Raw genomic sequence first — 26,688 nt, forward strand, 5'->3', positions numbered from 1 at the left:
AATAAACTCTACAGCAGCCACTGAGTTCAGGCAACAAGGATATCTTGCTCTGATGATAAAAACATCATGGGATAACTTTGCAATTCAAGCTCAAATAATAGTTGAACAGTTAGGCGCTACCGTGCTTTCGCGTGAGGTAGGGGCCGATCTGTGTCATTGGCGTATTGACTTTGAGGGTACTAAACTGGGCTTGTTTTACGAAGATACCAGCGAGAGTTGCTGGCTCGAATTAGAACAGCGCCAAGAACAAGAAGTATTAGATTTTATCGCGACCTTACTAAGGGATTTCCATGGACACTAACATTCACCAACGTAACGAAGATTACGCCTTGTTGACCCCAGATTTAATTTTATATGCGATCGAATCAACCGGTATTTATCCAACGTCTGGCTTGCTGGCTTTAAACAGCTACGAGAATCGCGTTTATCAATTTACCGCCGAAGATAATATCAAATATGTGGTGAAGTTTTATCGTCCTGGCCGTTGGCAAGCACCACAGATAATTGAAGAACATCAGTTTACGCTTGAATTAGCCGCGCAAGAAATACCCGTGGTCGCACCAAGTTTAATTAACGGTGAGAGCTTACACCTATATAGTGGCTTCTACTTTACCTTGTTTCCTTGTCAGGGCGGTCGTCAGTTTGAAGTCGATAACTTAGATCATCTCGAATGGGTTGGCCGCTTTATTGGCCGAATTCATAGTGTTGGCTCAACCAACACATTTAAACATCGCACCGCTTTTAATCTCGACAATTACCTTTATCAACCGCAGCAGTTATTAAATAATTACGACGGCATTCCCAGCTACCTACGGCATAACTTCAATAAAGATCTGGGCCAACTAATCGATTTAGCCTCCGAGCAATTTGGTGACTTTGACGCACTGCCAACTATCAGGATTCATGGAGATTGTCATCCTGGCAATATTTTATGGACAGATAGCGGTCCGCATTTTGTTGATTTAGACGACAGTGTTAATGGCCCGGCAATTCAAGATTTGTGGATGATGCTCAACGGCGAGCGATCACATCAATTGTTGCAACTTGATATTCTACTTGAGGGTTATCAAGAATTTAACGACTTCGATCCGGCACAGTTACGCCTGATCGAGCCACTACGAGCGCTGCGCATGGTCAATTACATGAATTGGTTAGCAAAACGTTGGCAAGATCCTGCATTTCCGCGGAACTTTCCGTGGTTCAATACAGACAGATATTGGGAAGAACAAGTATTGGCGCTTAAAGAGCAAATTTACGCCTTACAGCAACCAGCCTTGTGCTTACCGACTCATTATTAAAGTTGACCGCTTGGATCAACGGTCACCATAAACTTTATGATACGCTTACTACACTTTTATTAAGGAATCGCAACAATGAAGAAAATTAGTGTCTTACTTTGTGCTCTACTGTTAAGCCCGCTGGCTTTAGCAGCCCAGTTTGTCGAAGGAACCCATTACGAGGTATTAGCTCAAACGACAGCCTCGAAAACACCTACAATCGTTGAATATTTTTCGTTTAAATGCCCAGCCTGTTATCGCTTTGAACCACTAGTCGATTCAATGTTAGAAAACAAACCTGACAATATTACATTCAAGAAAAACCACGTCGATTTCGTTGGCGGAGCTACGGTTGGCGCTGAATTAACCCATATTTATGCGATTATCGATTTACTCAAAGTAGATGAAAAGTTAACGCCTGCGCTATTTAATGCGATTCACCAACAACATAAAACATTTCCAAACTTAAGTGATTACAAAGCGCTATTTGTTGCTAACGGAGTCGACGCTGACCAGTTTGATAAGGCAGCTGCGAGCTTTATGGTTAAAACTCACGTTTCAAAAATGCAACGTAACACCAAAAAGTTTGGGGTTAGCGGAGTTCCTACTTTTGTGATTAACGACAAATACAAAGTGATCACGCGATCTTTAAAAAGTAATCAACAATTTGAAGAGTTAGTGTTCTTCTTGGCCAACAAACAAGACTAATACCAGAAAAAACCCACAAAAAAGGCCGCAATTGCGGCCTTTTTTATTGGGAAAATTCGCTTATCCGGTACTCAGGTTACTTATGCGAAATAAACCCAATTGCCTCATAGGCTTTAGCGAGTGTTATCGCAGCACGTTCAGACGCACGCTCAGCGGAGTCTTTCATAATAGCTAATAGCGCTGTTTCGTCTTGACGCAATTGATAATAACGTTGTTGTACAGGTTCAATAAATGACAATACGGCATCAGCGGTATCTTTCTTTAAATGACCATACATCTTGTCTTCATAATCTGGCACTAACGACTCAACACTGCGACCGGTCGCACAAGAGAGTAAAGTCAGTAAATTTGAAACGCCTGGTTTTTCAGCCGTATCAAAATAAATCCGTGATTGCTCATCAGAATCGGTCACTGCCCGCTTTAACTTTTTACTAATTAGCTTCGGATCATCAAGCAGCATAATGTAATTATTCGGATTTTCATCTGATTTTGACATTTTTTTGGTCGGCTCTTGCAAGCTCATCACACGAGCACCAACTTGTGGAATGTAAGGTTCTGGCACCTTAAAGACATCGCCATATAAGTTATTAAAACGCGTGGCTATGTCACGCGTTAGCTCAATATGTTGCTTCTGATCTTCACCGACCGGCACTTGATCTGCTTGATAAAGCAGAATGTCAGCGGCCTGCAATACCGGATAGCCGTACAAACCAACATTAATATTGGACGCATGACGTTGTGACTTATCTTTAAATTGGGTCATCCGATTTAGCTCACCCATTTGAGCATAACAGTTTAAAACCCAGCCTAACTGTGCATGTTCTGGTACCTGTGACTGAACAAAAATAGTGCTTTGCTTTGGATCTAAACCACAAGCAATATACATCGCTAGACAGTCGAACACGCGCTCTCGCATTAGTTTTGGATCTTGACGAACCGTAATTGCGTGCAAATCAGCCAGCATAAAAAAGCAGTCATTTTTTTCCTGCATCACTAGCCACTGGTTAATTGCACCAATATAGTTACCAATAGTTAAACCACCAGATGGCTGAATGCCACTTAAAACAACAGGTTTTGACATAGTTTTTTATCTCTCTACTTTTTTATACCAGCGAGCTGCTGGCGCATTTGATCAACAACGACTTTATAATCTGGTTGGTTAAAAATAGCCGAGCCAGCGACAAACATATCGGCCCCGGCAGCGGCTATTTCAGCAATATTATTAACTTTAACGCCGCCATCGACTTGTAACCTAATATCACGACCACTTTGATCAATTAACTTTCGAACCTGACGCAACTTGTCTAAGGTTGATGGAATAAAACTTTGACCACCGTAGCCTGGGTTAACCGACATCAATAAAATGACATCTAACCTGTCCATAATAAACTCAAGACAACTCAATGGTGTGCCAGGATTTAGTACCACTCCAGCCTGACAGCCTTGTTCTTTAATCAGCTGCAAAGTCCGGTCTAAATGCTGAGTCGCTTCAGGATGAAATGTAATAATTGACGCACCAGCTTTGGCAAATTCAGGGACCAGTGCATCGACAGGCGATACCATCAAATGCACATCAATCGGTGCAGTAATGCCGTAATCGCGCAATGCCTTGCAGACACCGGGGCCAAACGTTAAATTTGGTACATAGTGGTTGTCCATGACATCGAAATGAACGACATCGGCTCCTGCGGCTAATACTTTATCAACATCTTCACCAAGCCGAGCAAAATCAGCAGACAAAATAGACGGCGCAATTAAAAAATCGGTCATTGCAATTCCAGATAGCGTTAAAAGAGCCAATTCTACAGTATGGTACGATGCTGGGCTAGTTTTTGTGCGAGTGATGGCGCGATGACTCGTGTTTAGACAACTGCAACCAAACTATCGCTTAAACGATGTGCACCTGATGCAATAAACGTGAGTGGTCACACCAATTTTTAGTTAAAAACTATACCAAGCTCACATAACTAGATATAATGTCAGGTCGCGTCGCTAACCGCTGTTACTAACTATTAGCTATCCAACTAATAGATATAATTGGCTTTATCGACTATTATTTTATGGTGTTCCCTTTACCTTGACGAGGATCTATGTCTTTAATAAAAAAACCGCAACAGGATCCAGTGATAGACTGGTTTCTTTCGCAATGTCACCTGCATAAGTATCCGAAAAAGAGTACCTTGATTCATCGCGGTGACGCTGCAGATACCTTGTATTACATCGTCGAGGGCTCAGTCGCCGTATTAATCAAAGACGATCAAGGTAAAGAAATGATTTTATCTTATCTGTCAAAAGGTGACTTTTTGGGTGAGATGGCTTTGTTTGAAGACGAACCAGAGCGTACAGCGTGGGTAAAAACTCGCAGTGCCTGTGTTATCGCTGAAGTGTCTTTCACTCGATTTAAGCAACTTATTCAGGTTAATCCTGAAATATTAATGCGCTTATCAAAGCAAATTGCCGGTCGACTGCAAAGTACCAGTGAAAAAGTCAGTGATCTTGCTTTTCTTGATGTCACAGGCCGAATTGCCCAAACGTTACTTAATTTGTGTAAGCAGCCCGATGCAATGACGCATCCTGACGGCATGCAGATCAAAATAACGCGCCAAGAAATCGGCCAAATCGTCAGTTGTTCAAGAGAAACTGTCGGTCGGGTACTTAAACTATTGGAAGAGCAAGGGCTAATTTCAGCTCATGGCAAAACCATTGTGGTGTTTGGTACCAGATAACAACCACTGTTTAGCCGATATAACTTATCGGCTAAATATTTTTACACCTGCAATCACATCCGACCAGACAAGCCAGCGCAACAAGTTGAAAACATTCAACTTTAAATACTCGCAGTTCAAAAAACCCACAACTTTTTATTTTTAACGAGTAAAAACTCTATACTAAACTAATTTCTGTTGTTAACATCGAGATAACACGAATTTCAAACGAGCGTTTTGAACAATAAATATAAAGCTCATATTCGCCATTATCAAATAACAGATTGAGGTTACCATGCCAGAATACAAAGCTCCGCTAAAAGATATCGAATTTGTAATGAATGATGTTCTCGATTTCGAGCAACATTATGCCAACCTGCCAGGGTGTGAGGAAGCAACTCCAGATCTGGTCAATGCTATTTTGACTGAAGCAGCCAAGTTTTCTGAAGAGGTATTATCGCCATTAAATCAAATTGGTGATCAGCAAGGCTGTACTCGACATGATGATGGCAGCGTAACCACACCGGCAGGTTTTAAAGAAGCCTACCAGCAATATGTTGAAGGCGGTTGGCCGTCACTATCTCATGATATCGAATTTGGCGGTCAGGGCCTACCTGAGTCACTAGGTTCAGTGATCAGTGAAATGGTTGGTGCTGCCAACTGGTCTTGGGGCATGTACCCTGGCCTAAGCCACGGTTGCATGAATACGCTAGCGAGTCACGGTACCGATCAACAAAAACAAGCTTATTTACCAAAATTAGTCAGCGGCGAGTGGACCGGCACTATGTGTCTTACCGAACCGCATGCTGGCACCGATTTGGGCTTACTACACACTAAAGCGATTCCAAACAACGACGGCAGCTATAATATTACTGGCACCAAGATCTTCATTTCGTCTGGCGAACACGATATGAGTGATAATATTGTTCACATCGTATTAGCCCGCCTACCAGATGCCCCTGCTGGCACCAAAGGCATTTCATTGTTCATCGTGCCTAAGTTTGATATTGACGGCCAAGGCAATGTCGGCGAGCGTAATGCCGTTAGTTGTGGCTCGCTTGAACACAAAATGGGTATTCATGGCAACTCAACGTGTGTAATGAATTTCGATAACGCTAAAGGCTTTTTAATTGGCGCTGAAAACCGTGGTCTAAACTGCATGTTCACCTTTATGAACACCGCACGTATTGGCACCGCGATTCAAGGGTTAACCGCAGCAGAAAGTTCATTTCAAGGCGCATTGGCGTACGCGAAAGACCGTCTGCAAATGCGTTCATTAAGCGGCGCAAAGCAACCTGAATCGGTCGCTGATCCTATTATTGTTCATCCAGATGTTCGCCGCATGCTGCTTACTCAGAAAGCCTTTGCTGAAGGCAACCGTGCAATGCTGTACTTTGCCACCCAACAAAATGATATTGCACACTTAAGTGATGATGTTGAGCAGCGTAAAGCAGCCGAAGATTTATTATCATTCTTAACCCCTATCATGAAAGCATTTATGACAGAAACTGGCTTTGAAGCAGCTAACCACGGTGTTCAAGTCTTTGGTGGTCACGGTTATATTGCTGAATGGGGCATGGAGCAAATTGTTCGTGATAGCCGCATCTCTATGCTTTATGAAGGTACTACTGGTATTCAGGCCCTTGACCTATTAGGTCGTAAGGTCTTAATGAGCCAAGGTGAATTACTGAAAAACTTCACCAAGTTAATTCATCGTTTCAACAAGTCACATAGCGACAACGAAGCAATGGCGCAGTTTACTGCACCTTTAGCTAAGCTAAACCAGGAATGGGGCGAGCTAACGATGGAAGTTGGCATGAAGGCGATGCAAGACAAAGACGAAGTTGGCGCGGCGTCAGTTGATTACCTAATGTATTCTGGTTATGTTTCACTCGCTTACTTCTGGGCTAAAATGGCTGCCGTTGCACAAAGCAAGCTTGCTGAAGGCACTGATAATCCTGAGTTCTACCAGGCTAAAATCGATACTGCACGTTTCTACTTCGCACGTATTTTACCGCGTACCTTGTCGCATGCAGCGATGGTAAAAGCGGGCAATGAAAGCTTAGCCGCGATTGACGAGCAACACTTCTCGTTCTAATTATCGCTGGTAAGATGATCAAAAAGGCCTCGTAAAAACGAGGCCTTTTTTATTGCAGTAACTAATTGCTGATACAGTGCGCACTATGACCACAGTGACGCTAACACCAGCGAACCAAAGAAGCACAAACTTACTCTAGTTGGTATGACGCGATAATAACCGCATTGCGCGGCGTTATCTCGCGCTGACAAAAATTGACTAATGACACCTGATAACCGTGCTGCTCTAGATACAACACCCGATCGAGCAATAACCAGCGCTCAAGCAATTGCCGAAAAGCATGAGTAACAATCTCAATCCGGCCATTAGTTAATCGTCGCTGCCATCCAGCCTGCTCAAAAGAGTCAAAGTTAGTATCGGCCGGCAACTCGATATTTTTTTTAGCACAAGCCCAGTGACAAAATTGCTCAAAGGTCGCCGTTAACATCGACTGTTTAATTGACGGCAAGGGAATATACTGATCACTATCACGCAATGAACGCTGCAACAAATCAAAACCCAACCGCCAAGCCACTTCGATGGCACGATGTTTTTTCTCACGCTCGGTCGCCACGACCGTTTGTTGTACCGATAGGTTTAAATCGCGTCGAGCCAAAGCCAAATCACTGGCTTGGACTACTGCCGATAACGGCTGATAAACAGTGGTAGTAATTAAATGATAACAGCAGGGTGCGAGCAGAATGTCCTGCGTTTTAGTCTGTTGTGCCTGCTTAAGCAGCTCAAGATGCAATTGCCCACAAGCGTGCAGCGCGACGATCTGCTGCTTAGGCTGGGTCACCAAATCGGTACTTGGTTGCAAAACATCGGCTTGCACAAAAGTCTGATTAACCAAAAATTTATCCGAAAGCAGCTGCCCTTGTTGACACAAATGATCCTGCCACTCAACACTGACAACGGTTCGTTGTTGTTGGTAGCTAATCAATCGACCCAAATGGCCCTTGCCAGCACACCACTCTAGTACTTGATGGTTACTTGGAGGCACCAAGGCAGCTAACCGTTCGATCTGAGACCACTTACGCCCTTTTATCCCGGCTTTAAATCGATCAGGACAAGCCGTAGATTCGACAACTGCCTCGCTCATCGAGAGCGGTTTAATGCAATCAAGAGTCGGCTCTAGATAATCAGCAAACGTACTGCGCAATAACTGGTCATCACCATCGAGCTGTTCGATATCTGTTAACGAAAGGCTATTGAGAAATTCGACCAAGCGGGTATTTTCCGGCCAAGGTAAACTAAGATGCTGAAACGGTAATATTTGCCAATATTGCCGAGTTTGGCTTAACACCTGATCTATGGTCGAAAACTGGGCCGAAAAATTCATGGTTATTCTGGGCTGTCTTCTAATTCTAGAGAACTATCAACTAACTCATCATCTGGCTGAAGCCATTGGCTCATCACAGCAACAGCTTCGGCTTTACCGATAATCTTCAACGAAGAAAAGGCTTGAATCGTAATATTGCCACCAAACTCGACGCAATCTTTACGGGCTTTAAGCACCGCAGCTTTACGAGCGCCCGACTTTAGCTTATCGCACTTGGTTAACAAGCCCAAAACAGGTAAATCACTGGCAACAGCCCAACGGATCATGTTGACATCAAGATCTTTAAGCGGATGACGAATATCCATCATAATCACTAAGCCGCGTAAACAATTACGGCTTTGCAGATATTCACTTAATGATTTTTGCCATTTAAGCTTCATATCCAGTGGTACTTTTGCGAAACCATACCCTGGTAAATCGATCAATCGACGCTGTGGGTCAAGAGAAAAGATATTAATAAGCTGAGTTCGCCCTGGTGTTTTACTCGTACGCGCCAAGGTGTTTTGACGAGTAATAGTATTTAATGCACTCGATTTTCCGGCATTAGAACGCCCGGCAAAAGCGATTTCATAGCCTAAATCGGCTGGCATATGCATATGCGCAATATTTGGCGCACTGGTTAGGAAAGTCGCTGCTTCAAAATTGATTTTAAGATCTGACACTATATTTGCTCCAAAAGTTCAGCCAATAGACTACGAGCTGATTACTTTTTCATTTTTTCATGTAGAATAGCTGGTTTATTAGCTTATGTCGGGGAGTTTATCATGCCTGCAGGGCTTGTGAGTAATAGCAATCATAATAAAACAGCAAAAAGTTGGGACGCCATGAAAAAAGTAGCAATAGCACTCTCGCTTTTGGCAGGTCTGGTTGGCAGTGTAAACGCCGCTGGTAATGCAGAAGCAGGGAAAGAAAAAGCAGCGATGTGTGCTGCCTGTCACGGACCTGATGGTAATAGCTTGATCGATATATACCCCAAGCTGGCCGGTCAACATTCAGATTATCTAATTAAGCAATTGAAAGATTTCAAATCAGGGGCACGTAAAAACCCTATTATGATGGGGATGGCTGCGGGGCTTTCTGAACAAGATATGGCTGATATAGCCTCTTACTATCAGTCTGTTGGTATGACTGAAGGTACCAGCACCGAAGAATCTGTGCTGGTCGCTCAAGATCTATACCGCGGTGGTGACATGGAGCGTAAGATAGCTTCATGTATGTCTTGTCACGGCCCTAGAGGCAATGGCAGCGGTTTGGCTCGATTCCCTAAGATCTCAAACCAGCATGCACCGTATATTGAAGCGCAGCTTAAAAGCTTCCGCAGTGGTGAGCGTCAAAATGATCCTCAGTCAATGATGGCTGATACAACCGCCAAGTTAACCGATGCAGAAATATCTGCATTGGCCACTTACTTAGGTGGTTTACACTAAACGCGACTAACTCGCGTTTTAAAAACCCGCTTTGGCCTCGCCAACGCGGGTTTTTTTAGCGCTATAATTTATGAATAATCGTGCCTGACCGACTATTCAATAACAAATAGGTTAACAAAAAAGCAACATTAGAAGGATTTCAAGTACGAACATGAACAATAAAACATCAATTATCGACAATAAAAGAGAGAACACCCCGACTTGCCGTGCAATAATGACCACTATAACATTGAGATATCCGCCATTACGTAAACGTCAAGATAAGCAAAAGTAGATATATGTCAATCAGTTACATCTTCTCTGTTATTTTTGTTAAAAATAAAAAACAAAAAACACTTGTACTCCTGCCATGAATCATTAAAGTATCACCCAGTTAAACGCAGCTCAGAACAATAATAACAATTTAATAATAATATGCATTTAACGACTATTTACTAAAATTTAAAAACAATAATAAACAACACATTTGTGTTTCGGTATCACTTAGATATCAATTTATAAGACTTTATTTTAAAGTCAGCCTGTTTTTCAGGAAAAATAATAAAAAGTCATTTAGGTGACAATGAAAACTTTGTTTTCAGTTTATAACCAGCCCTACCTTATTAGGAGGCAGCGCAAGGATTGCGTAATATTCACAAGTTGTGAATGATGGTTGAAGTCATTTGACTTAAAAATAATAAGAAGAAAAAACAATAATAAAAATATTTTGTTGGTAAGTTAACTTTCTTTCAGATTTGCATATTGATTCAAATCTGAGAGTGGTGTAAAACCACTGGGCGGCAGAGAAATCTGCCGCTTTTTTATTGCTAAAAAATAATTTCAACATCATCTCAATAAAAACTTTGAGTTTGACCGCACGTTTTTTAACCTGATTAATGAAATTTCTGCCAAAATCTGGTATAAAGCATCCTAATTATCTTCTGTGTATATATAGCTATGACTCGCATCAAAAAAAACCGGACCGAGAAGTCTATTGGCGCTGCCAAGAAACCCTTATTAAAACAATCTGAAATGCAAAGCAAATTAGCAAAAAAGAAAGGCAAAGGCCGCCCTGCTGGTGCGAAAGCCAATATCGACGGTGTTAAGAAAAAAACGAAAAGCCAATCTAAATCATCGCACGGTGATCAAGATCTGCGCATTGGCAGTAAAAAAGCGATTTCATTAATTGCTACGCCACCCTCAGCACCAATGATGCCAAAGGTTAAAGTTAAGAAAACTAAAACGCCAAAGCCAAAACCTGTAACAACGTTAACGCCACAGCAAGAGCTTGAGCAGATTGAAGCTGATGTTCGCCTTAATGAGTTACTCGACATCCTTGATAATGAGCAAAACATCTCGGCTGAAGACCAGCAGTACGTTGACCAAATATCAGCTCGCCATCAGGAACTAATGATTGAGTTAGACTTAGTCGAAGATGAGGATGACGAAGAAGAATCAAGCGAACAGCCAGAGCAGGATATTTTGGCAAGATATGACAATGTAGATCTTGATAACTTTAGAGATTAGCAGTGAGCATTAATATTGGTTTGATCCTAGTCGCCATTGTTATTGTGGTGGCTTTGGCTGTTTACGCCGGTAAATTGCTGAGTCAACTGACAATGCAAAAAAAGCAGCTGGCGCAACAGCTAGACGCGCAGCAGCAAACAATCAACGCCCGCAATGAAAAAATAGCTGAAAGCATTCGCTTAATCGCCAAAGCTTTGGTTGAACAACAATGCGAGCTATCTGAGGGCGCCATCCGGATCAGTCGTTTACTTGAAACTTATCATGTTAACGGTGACGCTAACTACCCACAGCAGTTCCCGGCGATTCACCAACTGGATCAGCAATTAGCGCAGTACCCGACGCATAAGGCGTACAAGGCACTAAAACGTCAAGAGCGCATGCGTTTTGATGTTAAACGCGCTCAATGGGAGCAAGAGTTACAAGTAGCCATTAGCGAAGAATGTCGTAATTTGCTAGCGTTTAATTTGTAATTAACCACCCGCTGTGACCCGTTTCGGTTGCAGCAACTCCCAGCTTATCAATCCAGTGACTACCCTATCAATCGAGAAACAACCTCCCCTATCAATATTATGTGAACTCGCGCCCAGCCAGACTAAGGTTGAATAAAATCGACCAAATCAATGATTGCGTATTTGTGGTAGTCACGTTAACGTAACAACCACATTAAAATCATGGAAAATAAGATAGGCGCATATGCATTACCAGACAGATGATATAAACATAACAAAAATCAAAGAATTATTACCACCAGTCGCCTTGCTAGAACGATTTCCACTGAGCCAAACCGCTTCGAAGACCGTCTTTGAGTCACGCGCTGCGACCCATAATATTTTAACCGGCCATGATGACCGATTGCTCATTGTGGTTGGTCCTTGCTCTATTCATGATACCGATGCAGCTATCGAATACGCAAACCGCTTAAAGGCCCTGCGCCTAAGTCATGCCAATGAGCTTGAAATAGTGATGCGGGTATATTTCGAAAAGCCACGCACGACTGTTGGCTGGAAAGGCCTGATTAATGATCCTGCGATGGATAACAGCTTTCATATTAATGACGGTTTGCGCATTGCGCGTAAATTGTTACTCGATGTTAATGAATTAGGCCTGCCAACGGCTGGCGAATTCCTCGATATGATTACCCCACAATACATTGCAGACTTAATGAGCTGGGGCGCTATTGGCGCACGTACTACCGAGTCTCAGGTTCATCGTGAACTAGCCTCTGGTATGTCATGCCCGATCGGTTTTAAAAATGGTACTGACGGCACAATTAAAGTGGCGATCGATGCCATTGGCGCCGCAAGTGCACCGCATAATTTCTTGTCAGTGACTAAATATGGTCATTCAGCGATTATCCAAACTGCGGGTAACGAAGGTTGCCATATAATTTTGCGCGGTGGTAAAGAGCCAAATTATAGTAAAGAACATGTTGCTGCCGTTAACGAGCAACTGACCAAGGCTAAACTGCCTAATAATATTATGATCGATTTTAGCCACGCTAACAGTTCAAAACAGTTTAAACGTCAATTAGACGTGACAACTGATGTTTGTCAGCAAATTAGCCAAGGCGATAGCTCGATCTTCGGTGTGATGGTCGAAAGTCACCTAGTTGAAGGCCGCCAAGACTTTATTGACGGTAAAGCAGAGACTTATGGTCAAAGTGTTACCGATGCCTGCATTGGCTGGTCAGACACAGAAACTGTATTACAACAGCTGGCTGACGCTGTAAAAGCTCGCCGCGCACTATAGTAGTGCAAAGATGGCCTAACGCCCGTTAGGCCATTCTCATCACAACCATCAAATAGCTATATTCGCGCTAGCCAATCAATGGTAAAATTGTCGCTTCATTTTTGCTAATAAGTTCCTTGTCCTATGTCTCAACAAGCTGATCAACCATCAACCGGTATTCGGGTAAATAAATTTTTAAGCGAAGCGGGTTATTGTTCACGCCGTGAAGCCGACAAGTACGTCGATTTGGGCATTATTACCATCAATGGTGATAAGGTAGTTATGGGCATGAAAGTACAACCGGGCGACGAAGTAAGAGTCAGTGGTAAGCTGATTGGCACTAAAGCTGATCCCGTTTACATTGCCCTTAATAAACCCCAAGGCATTACCTGTACGACTGATCAGCATATTGATGGCAATATTATCGACTTTGTTAATTATCCTGATCGTATTTTCCCGATTGGCCGTTTAGATAAGCCCTCTGAAGGCTTAATTTTATTAACCAATGACGGCGATATTGTTAATAAAATCTTGCGGGCTGGCAACAACCACGAAAAAGAGTATGTGGTCACGGTTGATAAAACAATCGATGGCAATTTTATCTTTGGCATGGGCAATGGTGTGCCGATCCTCGAGACTGTCACGAATAAGTGTAAGGTCAAGCAGACGGGTCCACGCAGCTTTGAAATAATCTTAACTCAAGGGCTTAATCGCCAAATTCGCCGAATGTGTGAACATTTCGGCTTTCGCGTACGTAAGCTAAAACGCATGCGGATTATGAACTTGACAGTAGACAACCTGGCAACAGGCGAATGGCGTCATTTAAACAAACAAGAAATGACTGGCCTTAATCAGCTGATTGCCGACTCGACCAAAACCAAGGAAGCGTCAACGTCAACTGCCAGCTATCGTGACAAACCAATCGCGGCACGCAGCGGTAAGTTATCGGTTGGCCGTTCAACTGACCGCCGCAGCGAGCGTCAGCCAAAGAAAGAGAAGTACGCTTACACCCCAAACAAAAAGAGCTAAATTAGTCATTTAGCTCAGTTAGTAAGTTTAGGGCAATCATTTGACTGCCCTTCGTATCTCATTCAGGGGATATTGTTAAGCCGTTGGCTCGCCATTAATACTTAATGCCATCGCTTCGGCCACTTTAATCCCATCAATTGCAGCAGACATAATACCGCCAGCATAACCTGCGCCTTCACCAGCAGGAAACAATCCGCGAACATTAATACTTTGATACTCACGGTCACGCTTAATGCAGATAGGTGACGAAGTTCGTGTCTCTACCCCAGTTAACGTCGCTTCATCCATCGCAAAACCATGAATTTTACGATTGAAGGCCGGCAAGGCTTCGCGCAAGGCTTCATTACAATAGTCAGGTAATAAGCTGGTCAAGTCGGTTAATTTGATCCCCGGTTTGTATGATGGATTAACAGCACCTAACTGTTCAGACGATTTACCTTTCATAAAATCACCAACAAGTTGCGCAGGCGCATCGTAATTTTCACCACCTAACTTAAACGCAGCACTTTCTAGCTGACGTTGCAGTTCAACTCCGGCCAATGGGTCACCCGGGAAATCACTCGGATCAATACCGACCACAATTGCACTGTTGGCATTCATTTCGTTACGTGAATATTGGCTCATGCCATTAGTAACCACGCGATTTTCTTCTGAGGTCGCCGCAACCACCGTACCACCGGGACACATACAAAAACTATAAACAGAACGGCCATTTTTACAATGGTGCACTAATTTGTAATCTGCAGATCCCAATACCGGATGACCAGCCGACTTGCCAAAGCAGGCTTCATCGATTAGCGCTTGTTTGTGTTCAATTCTAAAACCAACAGAAAACGGCTTAGCTTCAATGTAGACCCCTTTTTGGTGGATCATATCAAAGGTATCACGCGCACTATGGCCAATTGCCAGCGCGATATGTTTCGACTTAATCTTGTCGCCACCGTTAAGCGTTAACCCAACGATTTGACCGTCTTCAATGTCCAAATCGTCAACTCGGGCACTAAAGCGAATTTCACCGCCAAGCTCGATAATCTTAGCGCGAATTTTCTCAACCATGGTGACTAATTTGAACGTACCGATGTGCGGCTTGCTGACGTACAGAATTTCTTCCGGCGCGCCTGCATCAACGAATTCATTAAGTACCTTACGGCAATAATGCTTACGATCTTTAATTTGAGTCGACAATTTACCATCAGAAAAAGTGCCAGCACCGCCTTCACCAAACTGAACATTAGATTCGGTATTGAGTTCCTTTTTACGCCAAAAACCAAAAGTATCTTTGGTTCGTTCACGCACTTCCTTGCCACGGTCAAGGATGATTGGTCGAAAGCCCATTTGAGCCAAAATAAGCCCGACAAAAATCCCACAAGGGCCAAAACCTATCACCACAGGACGGTCACCAAAGTCTTCTACGGCGCTGGTAACATACTTATATTCCATGTCTGGCGTTGCTTTAACACTTTGATTGTCACTAAATCGCTCTAATAACATCGCATCATCTGTCGTTTCAACATCAACGGTATATAGCAAAATGATATTACGCTTCTTACGCGCATCGATACCGCGGCGGAAAATAGTGGTATTAATTAATTGCTCACTGCGTATTTTAAGCGTAAACATGATGATGTTAGCCAGATCTTGTTCTGTGTGATCTAAGCCCAGTTTTAAGTTGGAAAGTCGTATCATGATAAGGTCCCGATTGTGTTACTTAGCTATAGTAAATTGGCGCTATTGTACGCCTTTTTGGTGTTTGCGGCAGGGAATTAATCGCGCCAGCTAGCAGATAGCACATTTATCTGATTTGAGATTTGATATATGCTCAGTAGTAGGTATGATCTGGGCGCTTTATTTTATTTTTCGGAGAACCCCAATGACATTCGTCGTCACCGACAATTGTATTTTATGCAAATATACCGATTGTGTATCTGTCTGTCCTGCTGACGCATTTCACCAAGGGCCAAATTTTTTAGCGATTAACCCTGACGATTGTATTGATTGCGATTTGTGCACTCCAGAATGCCCCGCCGGTGCAATTGTTCAAGAAGATGAGTTGGCAGTAGACCAGCAAAACTTTGTTGAACTAAACGCCGAACTCGCGCAGCTGTGGCCGAAAATAACCGAGGTAATTGCCGCCCCTGCTGATGCCGACCAATGGAATGGCGTTAGCGACAAACTGCAATACCTCGTCATTGAGTAAATAGATATTCTAGCCAGTGTCCATCCAGAAACTGCGAAGCAGGACACTGGCTATGTGGTACAGGGATGTGCCAACATTTTCAACTTGTTGAAAATGTTGGCGAAGTAAAACCACGTTTTACGGTAGCGTCTCCAGAAACAGACAAGGATGTCTGTTTCTGGACGATAACTAGCCAAATTTCGACTAGACTTATCACTCAATTAAGCAAAGGTGATGTCATGTATAATGAAATATTACGCTTTTGGTTTGAAGAATTAAGCCCAGCACAATGGTGGATAAAAGATCTAGCGCTGGACCAACTGATTGAGCGGCGTTTTGGCGAAATACACCACAAAGCAAGCTTATGTGAATTATATACTTGGCGTGAAGAAGCGCGCGGTCGACTGGCTGAAATCATTGTACTGGATCAGTTTTCTCGTAACATCTACCGCGAATCACCCTTAGCCTTCGCTTGTGACCCCTTGGCATTATCTTTAGCTCAGCACGCCATCAGCCTCGGTGCTGACCAAGAATTACCACCGCAACAACGCAATTTTATCTATTTACCATTAATGCATAGCGAATCATTATTAATCCACCAAACAGCACTCGAGCTATATACCAGCAACGCGTTAGCCGATAATTTAAACTTTGAGATCCGTCATCATAAAATAATTGAGCAGTTTGGTCGCTACCCTCACCGCAACGAAATCCTTGGCAGAGAGTCAACAGCCCAAGAACGGTCGTTTTTAAAGCAATCAGGTAGTAGTTTTTAATCGATGGCGCGAAAAGTTACTTCAAACTTGAGGTCATAAGTGAGAAAATAATACCCTATTATTTATCATACAAAGAATAACACTAATGAATAAGCCTCAGCGTGAACTGACGTTACGATTTTTAGCAGAGCCACAGGACGTAAATTTTGGCGGCAAAGTACATGGCGGCGCCGTCATGAAATGGATCGATTTAGCAGCTTACGCCTGTGCTGCAGGATGGAGTGGTCGTTACTGTATTACGGCCTATGCCGGTGGCATTAGATTTGTCGCACCAATCCATGTCGGCAGCCTAGTCGAAGTAACTGGCAAGGTTATATACACGGGTAATTCATCAATGCACATTGCACTTGAAGTAACCGCTTGTGATCCTAAGTCACTCAACAAACGTTTAACCACGCACTGTATCGTCATTATGGTTGCGGTTGATGAGGCAGGACAAAGCATTCAGGTACCGAAATGGGAACCTGAATCAGAATCTGATAAGCGCCAGTACACTGCAGCGGTTAAGCTGATGGAAATGCGCAAACAGATCGGCGAAGAAATGCAAATTTTTGTCGATTAATCACGATGGAGCCATTAACAATTAATCTTTGTTAATGGCTCGCCTGAACTGCATCTCTAAATTGCTCAGCAATTGCCACAAACTCCATTTCACAAGCTTCAAATGCCACAACTACCCGTGGATCGAAGTGACTACCACGACCTTTTAAAATAACTTCTTTAGCCTGCTCATGGCTAAATGCCGGCTTGTAGACCCTTTTGCTAAGCAAGGCATCATAAACATCCGCTAAGGCCATTAAACGCCCTGACAATGGAATATCGTCACCACGCAAAGCATTAGGATAACCGGAACCATCCCACTTCTCATGGTGCGTTAACGCAATTTCCCGTGCATAGCGTAAAAATGAATTACTGCCCATTTGTTCTTCCGCAACCAGCAACGCATCCGATCCTAGCTGCGCATGCGTCTTCATGATGACAAATTCGTCGTCGGTTAATTTACCCGGTTTTAACAGGATGCTATCGACAATGCCAACCTTGCCAACATCATGTAATGGTGCCGATTTATACAGTAATTCAATGGTTTCAAAATTAAGCACGGCGCTAAAATCAGGATGACTGCTTAAGTGCTCAGCCAGTACTTTGACATAACGTTGGGTCCGTAAAATGTGGGCCCCGGTTTCGTTGTCTCGCGTTTCAGCTAATGAGGCCAGCGCTAAGATAGAAGCATCTCGGGTCAATTTTAATTCGTTCTGATAACCTAACAAGCGCTCAATCATCAGGTTAGTATCGCGTGCCATTAAGCCAAATTCATCCTGGCTCACCACAGGTACTCGCACAGTTAGGTCGCCTTGCGCTACGGCAGCTAACGCCGCGGTTTGTTGCGCCAAGTAACACGTTAAATTTTTGGCATAAGACAAAACAATACGCACACTGTAAATAAGAAACGTCACCATAATTAGGGCTATTTCAAACAAAATACTCGTGCGTGCCTCAGTGGCCCCTAAGGCTAACCCTTCACTTAATAACCAATCTAAATCTTTATTGACCACCAAAAATAGCACCAGTGCCATGCTAACGATAATCAAGATCGCGAGTAGACTAAATTTTTGAGAAAATGAGACTATCGGCCCCCGCTCAATCGGCTGGTCTGTGACAGAAATATCACTTAACAATTGACGTTCAGCCAATAGAGCCAAGTCGATCGCAACAAACAGACCTAATATCGCCATGCCAACAATAACCTTAGCGTTACTATGCCAAGGCGTATCAAATATCAGCCAATTTACTGCGGCCAAGCCAATGCCAGCAGTGATAAAAAGTGCCAAATCGATCGTCAGCTGAGTCGTAACCTTAGCGCCAGAACGATTCGCTATTCGACGGATCAGTAACTCGCGCAAAGGGTACGCAAGCAGTAAAGGAGCCATCAGCTGGATCGGGGAAATAGCCTCAAGAAACGGACACACCTGATCGCCATAAACGGCAAATAACACCGTCGCGATCAAGTAATGGCACAGCGCTGCATAGCGACTAGCATGACTGCGTTCTCGAGTACTTGGCATCACCGATGGTAATAAAGTAGGCTCAACTAGTTTTTTTTCAATCATTAAAAACCCCTTTAAATTGGTATAATTTAATCACTTTGATCGCACAACACAAGACAACCGAACTTCGCCAAGCAAAAGTAAAAGCAAAAAAAAGGGACTGAATAATCAGTCCCTTTTTATTATTTACCTTTAATGTCGGTAAATACTATTTTGGTCCACCGCGGTTAGCGCGCTTACGATCGTTTTCTGTAAGAAGTCTCTTACGGATACGAATGCTCTTTGGTGTTACTTCAACTAGCTCATCATCATCGATAAACTCTAGAGCTTGCTCTAGGGTGTAAATGATTGGCGTAGTAAGTACCTGAGCTTCATCAGTACCTGATGTACGAACGTTAGTTAACTGCTTGCCCTTAAGAGCGGTAACAGTTAAATCGTTCTCACGGCTGTGAATACCTAAGATTTGACCTTCGTAAACTTCTTCAGCATGCTGAGTAAATAAACGACCACGTTGTTGTAAGTTAAACAACGAGTAAGTCAAAGCCTTACCAGTAGCGTTAGAAATTAATACGCCGTTAGAACGCTGGCCGATGTTGCCGCCTTTGTGTGGGCCGTATTCTTCAAACGTATGGTAAATTAGACCAGAACCAGAAGTCATAGACATGAAGTCAGTTTGGAAACCGATAAGACCACGTGAAGGCATATCGAAATCGATACGAACACGGCCTTTACCGTCTAACTGCATGTCATACATTACAGCTTTACGGATACCAAGTTTTTCCATTACTGTGCCTTGATGCTGTTCTTCAACATCAACAGTAACTTTTTCCATTGGCTCCATTAGTACGCCATCAACTTCTTTGAGGATAACTTCAGGACGAGAAATCGCCATTTCGAAACCTTCACGACGCATGGTTTCGATTAAGATACCTAGGTGAAGTTCGCCACGACCCGATACTTTAAACTTATCCGAGTCAGAACCTGCTTCAACGCGTAATGCAACGTTATGAATAAGCTCTTGCTGTAAACGCTCTGCAATGTTACGAGAAGTAACAAATTTACCTTCTTTACCAGCAAACGGAGAGTTGTTTACTTGGAAAGTCATGGTTACAGTTGGTTCATCAACGCTCAACAATGGTAATGGCTCAACACAATCAACGGCACAAACAGTGTCAGAGATTTTTAGTTCGCCAAGGCCAGTGATTGCAACTAAGTTACCCGCACAAGCTTCGTCCATTTCGTGACGTTCTAAGCCTAGGTAACCCAATACAGTACCGACTTTAGCTTTACGAGTAGTACCGTCAGCCATTGAAACAACAACTTGTTGGTTAGGAGCAACCTTACCACGGGTGATACGACCAACGCCGATAACGCCAACGTAAGAGTTGTAATCTAGCTGTGAAATTTGAACCTGTAATGCGCCTTCAGCGTCACCTTCAGGAGCTTCAACATTATCAACGATAGCTTGGAACAATGGTTCCATGTTGTCAGACTCAACGTCTAAGTCCATTGTTGCCCAACCGTTTAATGCAGAAGCATAAACTACGGTGAAATCTAGCTGTTCATCAGTCGCGCCTAAGTTATCGAATAAATCAAAGATTTGATCCATAACCCATTCAGGACGAGCGCCAGGACGGTCAATCTTGTTAATAACAACGATTGGCTTTAGGCCTTGAGCAAATGCTTTTTGCGTAACGAAGCGCGTTTGAGGCATCGGGCCGTCAACTGCGTCAACTAGTAGCAATACTGAATCAACCATCGACATGATACGTTCAACTTCACCACCGAAATCGGCGTGACCAGGAGTATCAACGATGTTGATGCGGTGATCATTCCAGTTAATCGCAGTTGGTTTTGCTAAGATGGTTATACCACGTTCTTTTTCAAGATCGTTCGAATCCATTACACGCTCTTCAGCTTCGCCGCGTGTTTCAACTGTACCAGATTGCGATAACAATTTATCAACCAATGTTGTCTTACCATGGTCAACGTGAGCAATAATTGCGATGTTACGCAACTTGCTGATATCAGTAATATTATTTGACATTATATCTCGCCTAAACATGAGTGATTACGAAAGTTGCAATCATTCGGGGGTGACTAAATTTTAGGCGACAAATTCTACAGGCTTGCGGGTCTAAAAGCTATCTATTTAATCGGTGGCTTTAGCACAAAGCTTGCTTAAGTGGTAATAATTAGACATAAAGCACAGAACACTCTAGATTAGACTGCTATTGCACCAGCATAACGCACCCAAGCAGCGCACCATAATGGTGCACAAGCATGATCAGATTGGTGCGTAACATAGTCTAAAACCACAACACAAAACAAGTATCATCTAAGTATCAGCTACTTAAAAAAATGGCATGGTTTTAGCTACTAATATTCCAGTTGAATTTTATTATTATCTATTTTGAAGGAAACATCAGATGTCTGTAGAAAATGTTTTTGAGTTAATTAAAGAAAACGACGTAAAATTTATTGATTTACGTTTCACCGATACTAAAGGTAAAGAACAACACATTAGTATCCCAGCACATCAAGTTAATGAAGACTTCTTTGAAGACGGTAAAATGTTCGATGGTTCTTCAATTGCTGGCTGGAAAGCAATCAACGACTCAGACATGGTGATGATGCCTGACCCGGCAACAGCAGTGATGGACCCATTCACTAACATCCCAACCTTGAACATCCGTTGTGATATTTTAGAACCTGATACGTTGCAAGGTTATGACCGCGACCCTCGTTCAGTTGCTAAGCGCGCAGAAGAATACATGCGCAGTGCTGGTTTTGCTGACAATGTATTGTTTGGTCCTGAGCCAGAGTTCTTCTTGTTTGATGACGTGCGTTATAAAAACGACATGAACGGTGCTTCTTACTCTATCGATGATAAAGAAGCATCTTGGAACTCAAATACTAAATATGAAGAAGGCAATACCGGACACCGTCCAGGCGTTAAAGGCGGTTACTTCCCAGTATCTCCAGTTGATTCGGCGCAAGATATCCGTAGCGCGATGTGTTTGATCATGGACCAAATGGGCCTAGTTGTTGAAGCGCATCACCATGAAGTAGCAACAGCTGGTCAAAACGAAATTGCTTGTCGTTTTAACACTATTGTTGCTAAAGCCGATGAAATCCAAATTTATAAGTATGTTGTTCACAACGTCGCTCACGAATTTGGTAAAACTGCTACCTTTATGCCGAAGCCATTAGTGGGTGATAACGGTTCTGGTATGCACTGTCATATGTCTCTTGCTAAAGATGGCGAAAACATCTTTGCCGGTGATAAGTACGGCGGCTTGTCTGAAACAGCACTGTACTACATCGGTGGTATCATCAAGCACGCTCGTGCATTGAATGCATTTACCAATGCTTCAACTAACTCGTACAAGCGTCTGGTACCTGGTTTCGAAGCGCCGGTAATGCTTGCTTACTCTGCACGTAACCGTAGTGCATCAATCCGTATTCCGGTAGTACCATCACCGAAAGCTCGCCGCATTGAAGTTCGCTTCCCTGATCCAACGGCTAACCCATATTTATCATTTGCTGCGCTATTAATGGCTGGCCTTGACGGTATTAAAAACAAGATCCACCCAGGCGAAGCAATGGACAAAGATCTATACGATCTTCCTCCTGAAGAAGCAGCAGAAATTCCAACAGTCGCTGAGTCTTTCGACGAAGCTCTAAAAGCACTTGATGCAGATCGTGAATTCTTAACTGTTGGCGGTGTATTCTCAAACGATTCTATCGATGCTTACATTGCATTGAAGAGTGAAGAAGTTGAACGTTTAAATCTAGCTGTTCATCCAGTTGAATTTGAAATGTACTACAGCGTATAAACTAAGCAACCTTAGTATCGCTTAAGTATTACATTTAGCTAGTCCAAGCCCGCCTCGTGCGGGCTTTTTGTTATTTGCCCTTGCAAGATTTACCAACACAGGTGATAGTTGACCATCACGGCTGTTTTGATTAATTTATGGATAAGCCCGTTCAGTGTTTTTCAATATGGAGCCGTTATGAAATTACTATCGTTAACAACTATCATCCTGATTGCGTCAGTCATCGGCTTTAATGTAACTGCAACAACTGTCTATAAAAAAGTGCATGCCGATGGCTCTATCTCTTATTCCGATCAGCAATTTACTGGCGCTGTTGCCACTGAAGTCACGCTTAAAAACACCTCGAAGTTACCGTCAACAGTCGTCAAACATCAGCAAAATTCAAGCTTAAAAAAACCACCTCAGGTGAGTAAACCACCCGAGGTCAGCATTGTAAGCCCGCAACCACAGCAAACAATCCGCGCTAATGACGGCAACCTAACCATTGTGGTGCAATCGACACCTAGCTTAAACGATGAATTAAAAGTTCAGTTATATATAAATAATACCCCGTATCAAAACCCCAGCCAAGCCACTGTTTTTAATGTGAAAAATGTAGATCGTGGTGAAGTAAGAATAAAAGCTGAACTACTCAATCAGTTTGGCAACATTCTTGCAACCTCTTCTGAGACCATCGTTTATCTGCATCGAGCACGAGTTAACCGCGCCAATTAGGGGATTTCTTCCCCAACATTGTCGATACAGATCAACGACAAACTATTACCGCACCACCTTGGTGCGCGTGATATAGTGATAATTAAATATATGATTACAACCCGTTAGCAGGCCTCGCCGGCTTGAGTGTAATGGTATTACACACCATAGATTAATATTTTCATGTCATTAAAATAATTATTAGCATCGTATTTGGAGCCCTTAATGCCGCAACACTTGGATCACGAAATTCTCGATCAATTAGTCACCAGTATTCTGATCATTAATAACGATTTTGAAATTTGTTATGTCAATGCCGCAGCCGAGCAACTCTTCAAGCAAAGTAATAAGCGCATGATTGGGATCGGCTTAGCCGAACTTTACCGTGAGTTAAGCTCACAGCGACAGCTGTTTGAACAAGCGCTAGCCGATCAACAAGGTTTCACCGATAACTTAGCCAGTCTCACTTTTATCGACGGTGAACATATCACGATCGATCTTTGCACCAGTCCTATTTATTGGCAACAACAGTCAGCACTATTGTTAGAAATTCGCCAGGTAGATCAACAGCAACGCATCTCAACCGAAATGCAGCAGTTAACCCAGCAACAATTAGCCAAAGATCTCGTGCGCGGCCTCGCCCATGAGATTAAAAACCCATTGGGCGGCTTGCGTGGCGCCGCTCAACTACTGCATCGCCAACTCACCGATGAGTCAAAAGAATATACTCAGATGATTATGGAGCAAGCCGACCGACTCAATAATTTGGTTGACCGTTTGTTAGGTCCCAATACACACGTTAGTCATACCAGTCATAATATTCATCAGATTATTGAAAAAATAATTAAATTGGTCAGCTTTGAGCTGCCTAATGCCATCGAAATTAACCGAGATTACGATCCCAGTATTCCAGACATCACCATTGATCCTGAGCAAATACAACAAGCCTTGCTTAATATCATTCAAAATGCGATTCAGGCATTAGGTCAGCAAGGAAAAATCACCATTTCGACCCGGGTTGTCAATCAAGTCACCATTGGTGGCACTCGCCATAAATTAGCCTTAGCAATAAAAATTATTGATGACGGCCCCGGTATTCCGCCCGCGTTAAAACAAACCCTATTTTATCCGATGGTAACGGGACGAGCAGAAGGCACTGGCCTTGGGTTATCAATCGCACAAACCTTAATTCAACAACATCATGGTCGGATTAGTTTTAATAGTCATGCCGGTCATACCGAGTTTACCGTAACCATTCCGGTTAAAAATTAAAGGAGTTATCATGACAGAACAAGTATGGGTATTAGACGATGATAGCTCTATTCGTTGGGTCTTAGAAAAAGCGTTAGGAGCAGCCAAAATAAGCTGCGCCAGTTTTGCCGCCGCCGAGAGCCTATGGGAGGCATTGCAGCACGAACAACCCAGTGCGATAGTGTCCGATGTTCGCATGCCTGACACCGACGGCATGGTCTTGCTGCAACGAATTCAACAGCACTTTCCAGAAGTACCAGTTATTATCATTACTGCCCACTCAGATCTCGACAGTGCTGTAAGTGCTTATCAAAGTGGTGCTTTTGAGTATTTACCCAAGCCTTTTGATATTGACGAGGCGATCAGCCTGATCCAGCGTGCTATCACACACAGTATCGAGCAAAGCAGACGGCGTAAAAAAGTCACCAAAGTCACATCAGCCGCCCCTGAGATTATTGGTGAAGCACCAGCAATGCAGGAAGTATTCAGGGCTATCGGCCGACTGTCCTCGTCGAGTATTAGTGTCTTAATCAACGGTCAATCTGGAACAGGCAAAGAGCTAGTAGCCAAAGCTTTACATAAACACAGCCCACGTAAAGAGCAAAATTTTATCGCCTTAAATATGGCGGCTATTCCGAAAGACTTGATCGAGTCTGAGTTATTTGGCCATGAAAAAGGTGCCTTTACCGGCGCCAACAGCGTGCGCCAAGGTCGCTTTGAGCAAGCTAATGGGGGCACGCTGTTTTTAGATGAAATTGGCGATATGCCGCTCGATGTTCAAACAAGATTATTGCGAGTGCTGGCCGATGGTCAGTTCTATCGCGTCGGCGGTCATCAACCAATATCGGTCGATGTCCGAATTATTGCCGCAACCCACCAACATTTAGAGCAATTGGTTAACCAAGGTGACTTCCGTGAAGATTTGTTTCATCGGCTCAATGTTATCAGAATCCATATTCCGAGTTTAAATGAGCGCAGAGAAGACATCCCGGTATTAACGAAGCATTTTCTGTTGCTGGCGGCGAAAGAGCTCAATGTAGAACCGAAACAATTAAGCAAAGAAGCCGAAGTTTTCTTAGCTAAACTTGCTTGGCCCGGCAACGTCAGACAATTAGAAAACTGTTGTCGCTGGTTAATGGTGATGGCTTCAGGTCAGGAGATTTTAGTAAGCGACCTGCCTCCTGAACTGACCGAGGCAAATTCACAACTGACCCAACCTAGTGACTGGCAACAAGCATTACGTCAGTGGTGTGATCAGCAGCTGAGCGAAGGTAACGAAGCGATTCTTGAACAAGCTTTACCAGCATTTGAGCGCACTGTCATTGATTGTGCCCTCGCAAATACCTCGGGTCACAAACAGTTGGCCGCCAAGAAACTCGGCTGGGGCCGAAATACCTTAACCCGAAAATTAAAAGAGTTAGGTATTTCGTAGCCAATTTAAGCTAATACCAATTGGTATTAGGGCAACGTATTGCGACAGCCGTTCAGATTAATGTTCGGCGTCATAACCACCGTGATGCTTGCCCTGACGCTTACCATGATGTTGCATTTTTTTCATCTGCTTACCGATCATTTTTAAATACTTCGCTTGCTGCTCAGCATTTAATAGCTGATAAATACCGTGCTTGATCTCTATTTGCCCAACAATGTGTGCTTGGCGCTGCTCGCTCGCTTGAGCCAACAATTGCTTAACCGCGGCCGAATCAAATTCTGATGCGCCCAATATCGCCTGTAATTGCTCTCGAGCCTGCTGGCGCTGCGCTTTCATTTGGTCTTTGATTTCGGTTTTGCTCAAACGAGGATTCGCCTCACGGTGCTGGGTCATTAACTGCTTAATTTGCGCTGATTGTTGATCGGTTAAATCTAACCGATTGGTCAATCGTTCGATTCGGTGTTCACTGCGATCGCCGTCCATTTTTGCAGCAGCCGGCATTACCGCACTCATCGCGCCAAGGCCGGTAATCATCGCAACTGTTAATAATAATTTTGTTGAATGTTTCATAAATATAATCCCACTGTTTTAATCGTATTGAGTTTTGTTGAGTCATTTGTAGTTTACGTTCTCGGTTGTAAAGCAACGCTTAATTTATGTAAAGCAGTGTAAATAAA

25 protein-coding genes are annotated in these 26,688 nt (G+C 43.3%); 17 read left to right on the forward strand and 8 right to left on the reverse strand.

Annotation, left to right across the window (positions count from 1 at the left end):
* Positions 1-52 precede the first annotated feature (52 nt).
* The 3 genes from HRU23_09410 to HRU23_09420 all read left to right on the forward strand — a co-directional run bounded on the left by HRU23_09410 (position 53) and on the right by HRU23_09420 (position 1,985).
* Positions 53-301 carry a DUF3630 family protein gene (locus tag HRU23_09410; protein NRA54347.1) on the forward strand — a complete coding sequence of 83 codons (249 nt, stop codon included), beginning with the start codon at positions 53-55 and terminating at the stop codon, positions 299-301.
* A complete protein-coding gene (locus HRU23_09415) occupies positions 291-1,298 on the forward strand; it encodes a serine/threonine protein kinase (protein ID NRA54348.1) in 1,008 nt (335 codons plus the stop codon). The genes HRU23_09410 and HRU23_09415 overlap by 11 nt, the downstream gene beginning before the upstream one ends.
* Before the next feature lie 75 nt (positions 1,299-1,373).
* Positions 1,374-1,985, forward strand: a complete 612-nt coding sequence (locus tag HRU23_09420) for a thiol:disulfide interchange protein DsbA/DsbL (GenBank protein ID NRA54349.1) — start codon at positions 1,374-1,376, stop codon at positions 1,983-1,985.
* Between the two features lie 76 nt (positions 1,986-2,061).
* Here HRU23_09420 and trpS read toward each other — a convergent pair whose 3' ends face one another.
* Together trpS and HRU23_09430 are read right to left on the reverse strand one after the other, a co-directional pair.
* Positions 2,062-3,066 (reverse strand): tryptophan--tRNA ligase, encoded by a 1,005-nt coding sequence (gene trpS, locus HRU23_09425; protein ID NRA54350.1) that lies wholly within the window; start codon positions 3,064-3,066, stop codon positions 2,062-2,064.
* A gap of 14 nt (positions 3,067-3,080) precedes the next feature.
* Complete coding sequence (locus HRU23_09430; protein NRA54351.1) at positions 3,081-3,755, reverse strand: ribulose-phosphate 3-epimerase; 675 nt, start codon at positions 3,753-3,755, stop codon at positions 3,081-3,083.
* Positions 3,756-4,075: 320 nt separating this feature from the next.
* Between HRU23_09430 and crp the strand changes: the two genes are divergently transcribed.
* Together crp and HRU23_09440 are read left to right on the forward strand one after the other, a co-directional pair.
* Positions 4,076-4,711: a cAMP-activated global transcriptional regulator CRP gene (gene crp / locus HRU23_09435; GenBank protein ID NRA54352.1), complete on the forward strand. Its 636-nt coding sequence runs from the start codon at positions 4,076-4,078 to the stop codon at positions 4,709-4,711.
* A 274-nt stretch (positions 4,712-4,985) separates the two neighbouring features.
* The gene (locus HRU23_09440) at positions 4,986-6,788 is read left to right on the forward strand and encodes an acyl-CoA dehydrogenase C-terminal domain-containing protein (protein NRA54353.1); all 1,803 of its coding nucleotides are present in this window, start codon (positions 4,986-4,988) and stop codon (positions 6,786-6,788) included.
* A 130-nt stretch (positions 6,789-6,918) separates the two neighbouring features.
* Here HRU23_09440 and HRU23_09445 read toward each other — a convergent pair whose 3' ends face one another.
* Positions 6,919-8,109 carry a methyltransferase gene (locus HRU23_09445; GenBank protein ID NRA54354.1) on the reverse strand — a complete coding sequence of 397 codons (1,191 nt, stop codon included), beginning with the start codon at positions 8,107-8,109 and terminating at the stop codon, positions 6,919-6,921.
* Positions 8,110-8,111: 2 nt separating this feature from the next.
* Positions 8,112-8,771, reverse strand: a complete 660-nt coding sequence (locus tag HRU23_09450; GenBank protein NRA54355.1) for a YihA family ribosome biogenesis GTP-binding protein — start codon at positions 8,769-8,771, stop codon at positions 8,112-8,114.
* A gap of 162 nt (positions 8,772-8,933) precedes the next feature.
* Between HRU23_09450 and HRU23_09455 the strand changes: the two genes are divergently transcribed.
* From HRU23_09455 to rluF, 5 genes are all read left to right on the forward strand, one after another.
* Entirely contained in the window at positions 8,934-9,536 is a 603-nt protein-coding gene (locus tag HRU23_09455) for a cytochrome c4 (protein ID NRA54356.1), read from the forward strand.
* Between the two features lie 936 nt (positions 9,537-10,472).
* Positions 10,473-11,042, forward strand: coding sequence for a GTPase-activating protein (locus HRU23_09460; GenBank protein NRA54357.1), 570 nt, complete (start codon positions 10,473-10,475; stop codon positions 11,040-11,042).
* Positions 11,043-11,044: 2 nt separating this feature from the next.
* Positions 11,045-11,512: a DUF2489 domain-containing protein gene (locus HRU23_09465; protein NRA54358.1), complete on the forward strand. Its 468-nt coding sequence runs from the start codon at positions 11,045-11,047 to the stop codon at positions 11,510-11,512.
* A gap of 223 nt (positions 11,513-11,735) precedes the next feature.
* Complete coding sequence (gene aroG / locus HRU23_09470; protein ID NRA54359.1) at positions 11,736-12,791, forward strand: 3-deoxy-7-phosphoheptulonate synthase AroG; 1,056 nt, start codon at positions 11,736-11,738, stop codon at positions 12,789-12,791.
* 123 nt (positions 12,792-12,914) lie between these two features.
* Entirely contained in the window at positions 12,915-13,799 is an 885-nt protein-coding gene (rluF, locus tag HRU23_09475) for a 23S rRNA pseudouridine(2604) synthase RluF (protein NRA54360.1), read from the forward strand.
* 75 nt (positions 13,800-13,874) lie between these two features.
* Here rluF and HRU23_09480 read toward each other — a convergent pair whose 3' ends face one another.
* Positions 13,875-15,485, reverse strand: coding sequence for an NAD(P)/FAD-dependent oxidoreductase (locus HRU23_09480; protein ID NRA54361.1), 1,611 nt, complete (start codon positions 15,483-15,485; stop codon positions 13,875-13,877).
* A gap of 184 nt (positions 15,486-15,669) precedes the next feature.
* Between HRU23_09480 and HRU23_09485 the strand changes: the two genes are divergently transcribed.
* From HRU23_09485 to HRU23_09495, 3 genes are all read left to right on the forward strand, one after another.
* The gene (locus HRU23_09485; protein ID NRA54362.1) at positions 15,670-15,996 is read left to right on the forward strand and encodes a ferredoxin family protein; all 327 of its coding nucleotides are present in this window, start codon (positions 15,670-15,672) and stop codon (positions 15,994-15,996) included.
* A 218-nt stretch (positions 15,997-16,214) separates the two neighbouring features.
* A complete protein-coding gene (locus HRU23_09490; GenBank protein ID NRA54363.1) occupies positions 16,215-16,751 on the forward strand; it encodes a DUF924 domain-containing protein in 537 nt (178 codons plus the stop codon).
* A gap of 85 nt (positions 16,752-16,836) precedes the next feature.
* The gene (locus HRU23_09495) at positions 16,837-17,313 is read left to right on the forward strand and encodes an acyl-CoA thioesterase (GenBank protein NRA54364.1); all 477 of its coding nucleotides are present in this window, start codon (positions 16,837-16,839) and stop codon (positions 17,311-17,313) included.
* Between the two features lie 31 nt (positions 17,314-17,344).
* On the opposite strand, the gene HRU23_09500 is transcribed toward HRU23_09495, so the two are convergent.
* On the reverse strand, positions 17,345-18,814 hold the full coding sequence (locus tag HRU23_09500) for an HD domain-containing protein (protein ID NRA54365.1): 1,470 nt from the start codon (positions 18,812-18,814) through the stop codon (positions 17,345-17,347).
* A gap of 190 nt (positions 18,815-19,004) precedes the next feature.
* Entirely contained in the window at positions 19,005-20,843 is a 1,839-nt protein-coding gene (typA, locus tag HRU23_09505; GenBank protein ID NRA54366.1) for a translational GTPase TypA, read from the reverse strand.
* A gap of 382 nt (positions 20,844-21,225) precedes the next feature.
* On the opposite strand from typA, the gene glnA reads away from it, so the two are divergent.
* The 4 genes from glnA (at position 21,226) to glnG (ending at position 26,011) form a co-directional block, all read left to right on the forward strand.
* The gene (gene glnA / locus HRU23_09510) at positions 21,226-22,635 is read left to right on the forward strand and encodes a glutamate--ammonia ligase (protein NRA54367.1); all 1,410 of its coding nucleotides are present in this window, start codon (positions 21,226-21,228) and stop codon (positions 22,633-22,635) included.
* Between the two features lie 177 nt (positions 22,636-22,812).
* Complete coding sequence (locus HRU23_09515; protein NRA54368.1) at positions 22,813-23,349, forward strand: hypothetical protein; 537 nt, start codon at positions 22,813-22,815, stop codon at positions 23,347-23,349.
* Positions 23,350-23,565: 216 nt separating this feature from the next.
* On the forward strand, positions 23,566-24,600 hold the full coding sequence (gene glnL, locus HRU23_09520) for a nitrogen regulation protein NR(II) (GenBank protein ID NRA54369.1): 1,035 nt from the start codon (positions 23,566-23,568) through the stop codon (positions 24,598-24,600).
* A gap of 10 nt (positions 24,601-24,610) precedes the next feature.
* Positions 24,611-26,011, forward strand: coding sequence for a nitrogen regulation protein NR(I) (glnG, locus tag HRU23_09525; protein ID NRA54370.1), 1,401 nt, complete (start codon positions 24,611-24,613; stop codon positions 26,009-26,011).
* 57 nt (positions 26,012-26,068) lie between these two features.
* On the opposite strand, the gene HRU23_09530 is transcribed toward glnG, so the two are convergent.
* On the reverse strand, positions 26,069-26,581 hold the full coding sequence (locus HRU23_09530; GenBank protein ID NRA54371.1) for a Spy/CpxP family protein refolding chaperone: 513 nt from the start codon (positions 26,579-26,581) through the stop codon (positions 26,069-26,071).
* Positions 26,582-26,688 lie beyond the last annotated feature (107 nt).

The sequence above is a fragment of the Gammaproteobacteria bacterium genome (genome assembly GCA_013214945.1).
Classification (GTDB): Bacteria; Pseudomonadota; Gammaproteobacteria; order Enterobacterales; family Psychrobiaceae; genus Psychrobium.

Bases quoted from the DNA above. Each gene is read 5' to 3' on its own strand.
- HRU23_09410 (NRA54347.1), top strand. From the start codon at position 53: ATGATAAAAACATCATGGGATAACTTTGCAATTCAAGCTCAAATAATA.
- HRU23_09415 (NRA54348.1), top strand. From the start codon at position 291: ATGGACACTAACATTCACCAACGTAACGAAGATTACGCCTTGTTGACC.
- HRU23_09420 (NRA54349.1), top strand. From the start codon at position 1,374: ATGAAGAAAATTAGTGTCTTACTTTGTGCTCTACTGTTAAGCCCGCTG.
- trpS (NRA54350.1), bottom strand. From the start codon at position 3,066: ATGTCAAAACCTGTTGTTTTAAGTGGCATTCAGCCATCTGGTGGTTTA.
- HRU23_09430 (NRA54351.1), bottom strand. From the start codon at position 3,755: ATGACCGATTTTTTAATTGCGCCGTCTATTTTGTCTGCTGATTTTGCT.
- crp (NRA54352.1), top strand. From the start codon at position 4,076: ATGTCTTTAATAAAAAAACCGCAACAGGATCCAGTGATAGACTGGTTT.
- HRU23_09440 (NRA54353.1), top strand. From the start codon at position 4,986: ATGCCAGAATACAAAGCTCCGCTAAAAGATATCGAATTTGTAATGAAT.
- HRU23_09445 (NRA54354.1), bottom strand. From the start codon at position 8,109: ATGAATTTTTCGGCCCAGTTTTCGACCATAGATCAGGTGTTAAGCCAA.
- HRU23_09455 (NRA54356.1), top strand. From the start codon at position 8,934: ATGAAAAAAGTAGCAATAGCACTCTCGCTTTTGGCAGGTCTGGTTGGC.
- HRU23_09460 (NRA54357.1), top strand. From the start codon at position 10,473: ATGACTCGCATCAAAAAAAACCGGACCGAGAAGTCTATTGGCGCTGCC.
- aroG (NRA54359.1), top strand. From the start codon at position 11,736: ATGCATTACCAGACAGATGATATAAACATAACAAAAATCAAAGAATTA.
- rluF (NRA54360.1), top strand. From the start codon at position 12,915: ATGTCTCAACAAGCTGATCAACCATCAACCGGTATTCGGGTAAATAAA.
- HRU23_09480 (NRA54361.1), bottom strand. From the start codon at position 15,485: ATGATACGACTTTCCAACTTAAAACTGGGCTTAGATCACACAGAACAA.
- HRU23_09485 (NRA54362.1), top strand. From the start codon at position 15,670: ATGACATTCGTCGTCACCGACAATTGTATTTTATGCAAATATACCGAT.
- HRU23_09490 (NRA54363.1), top strand. From the start codon at position 16,215: ATGTATAATGAAATATTACGCTTTTGGTTTGAAGAATTAAGCCCAGCA.
- HRU23_09495 (NRA54364.1), top strand. From the start codon at position 16,837: ATGAATAAGCCTCAGCGTGAACTGACGTTACGATTTTTAGCAGAGCCA.
- HRU23_09500 (NRA54365.1), bottom strand. From the start codon at position 18,814: ATGCCAAGTACTCGAGAACGCAGTCATGCTAGTCGCTATGCAGCGCTG.
- typA (NRA54366.1), bottom strand. From the start codon at position 20,843: ATGTCAAATAATATTACTGATATCAGCAAGTTGCGTAACATCGCAATT.
- glnA (NRA54367.1), top strand. From the start codon at position 21,226: ATGTCTGTAGAAAATGTTTTTGAGTTAATTAAAGAAAACGACGTAAAA.
- HRU23_09515 (NRA54368.1), top strand. From the start codon at position 22,813: ATGAAATTACTATCGTTAACAACTATCATCCTGATTGCGTCAGTCATC.
- glnG (NRA54370.1), top strand. From the start codon at position 24,611: ATGACAGAACAAGTATGGGTATTAGACGATGATAGCTCTATTCGTTGG.
- HRU23_09530 (NRA54371.1), bottom strand. From the start codon at position 26,581: ATGAAACATTCAACAAAATTATTATTAACAGTTGCGATGATTACCGGC.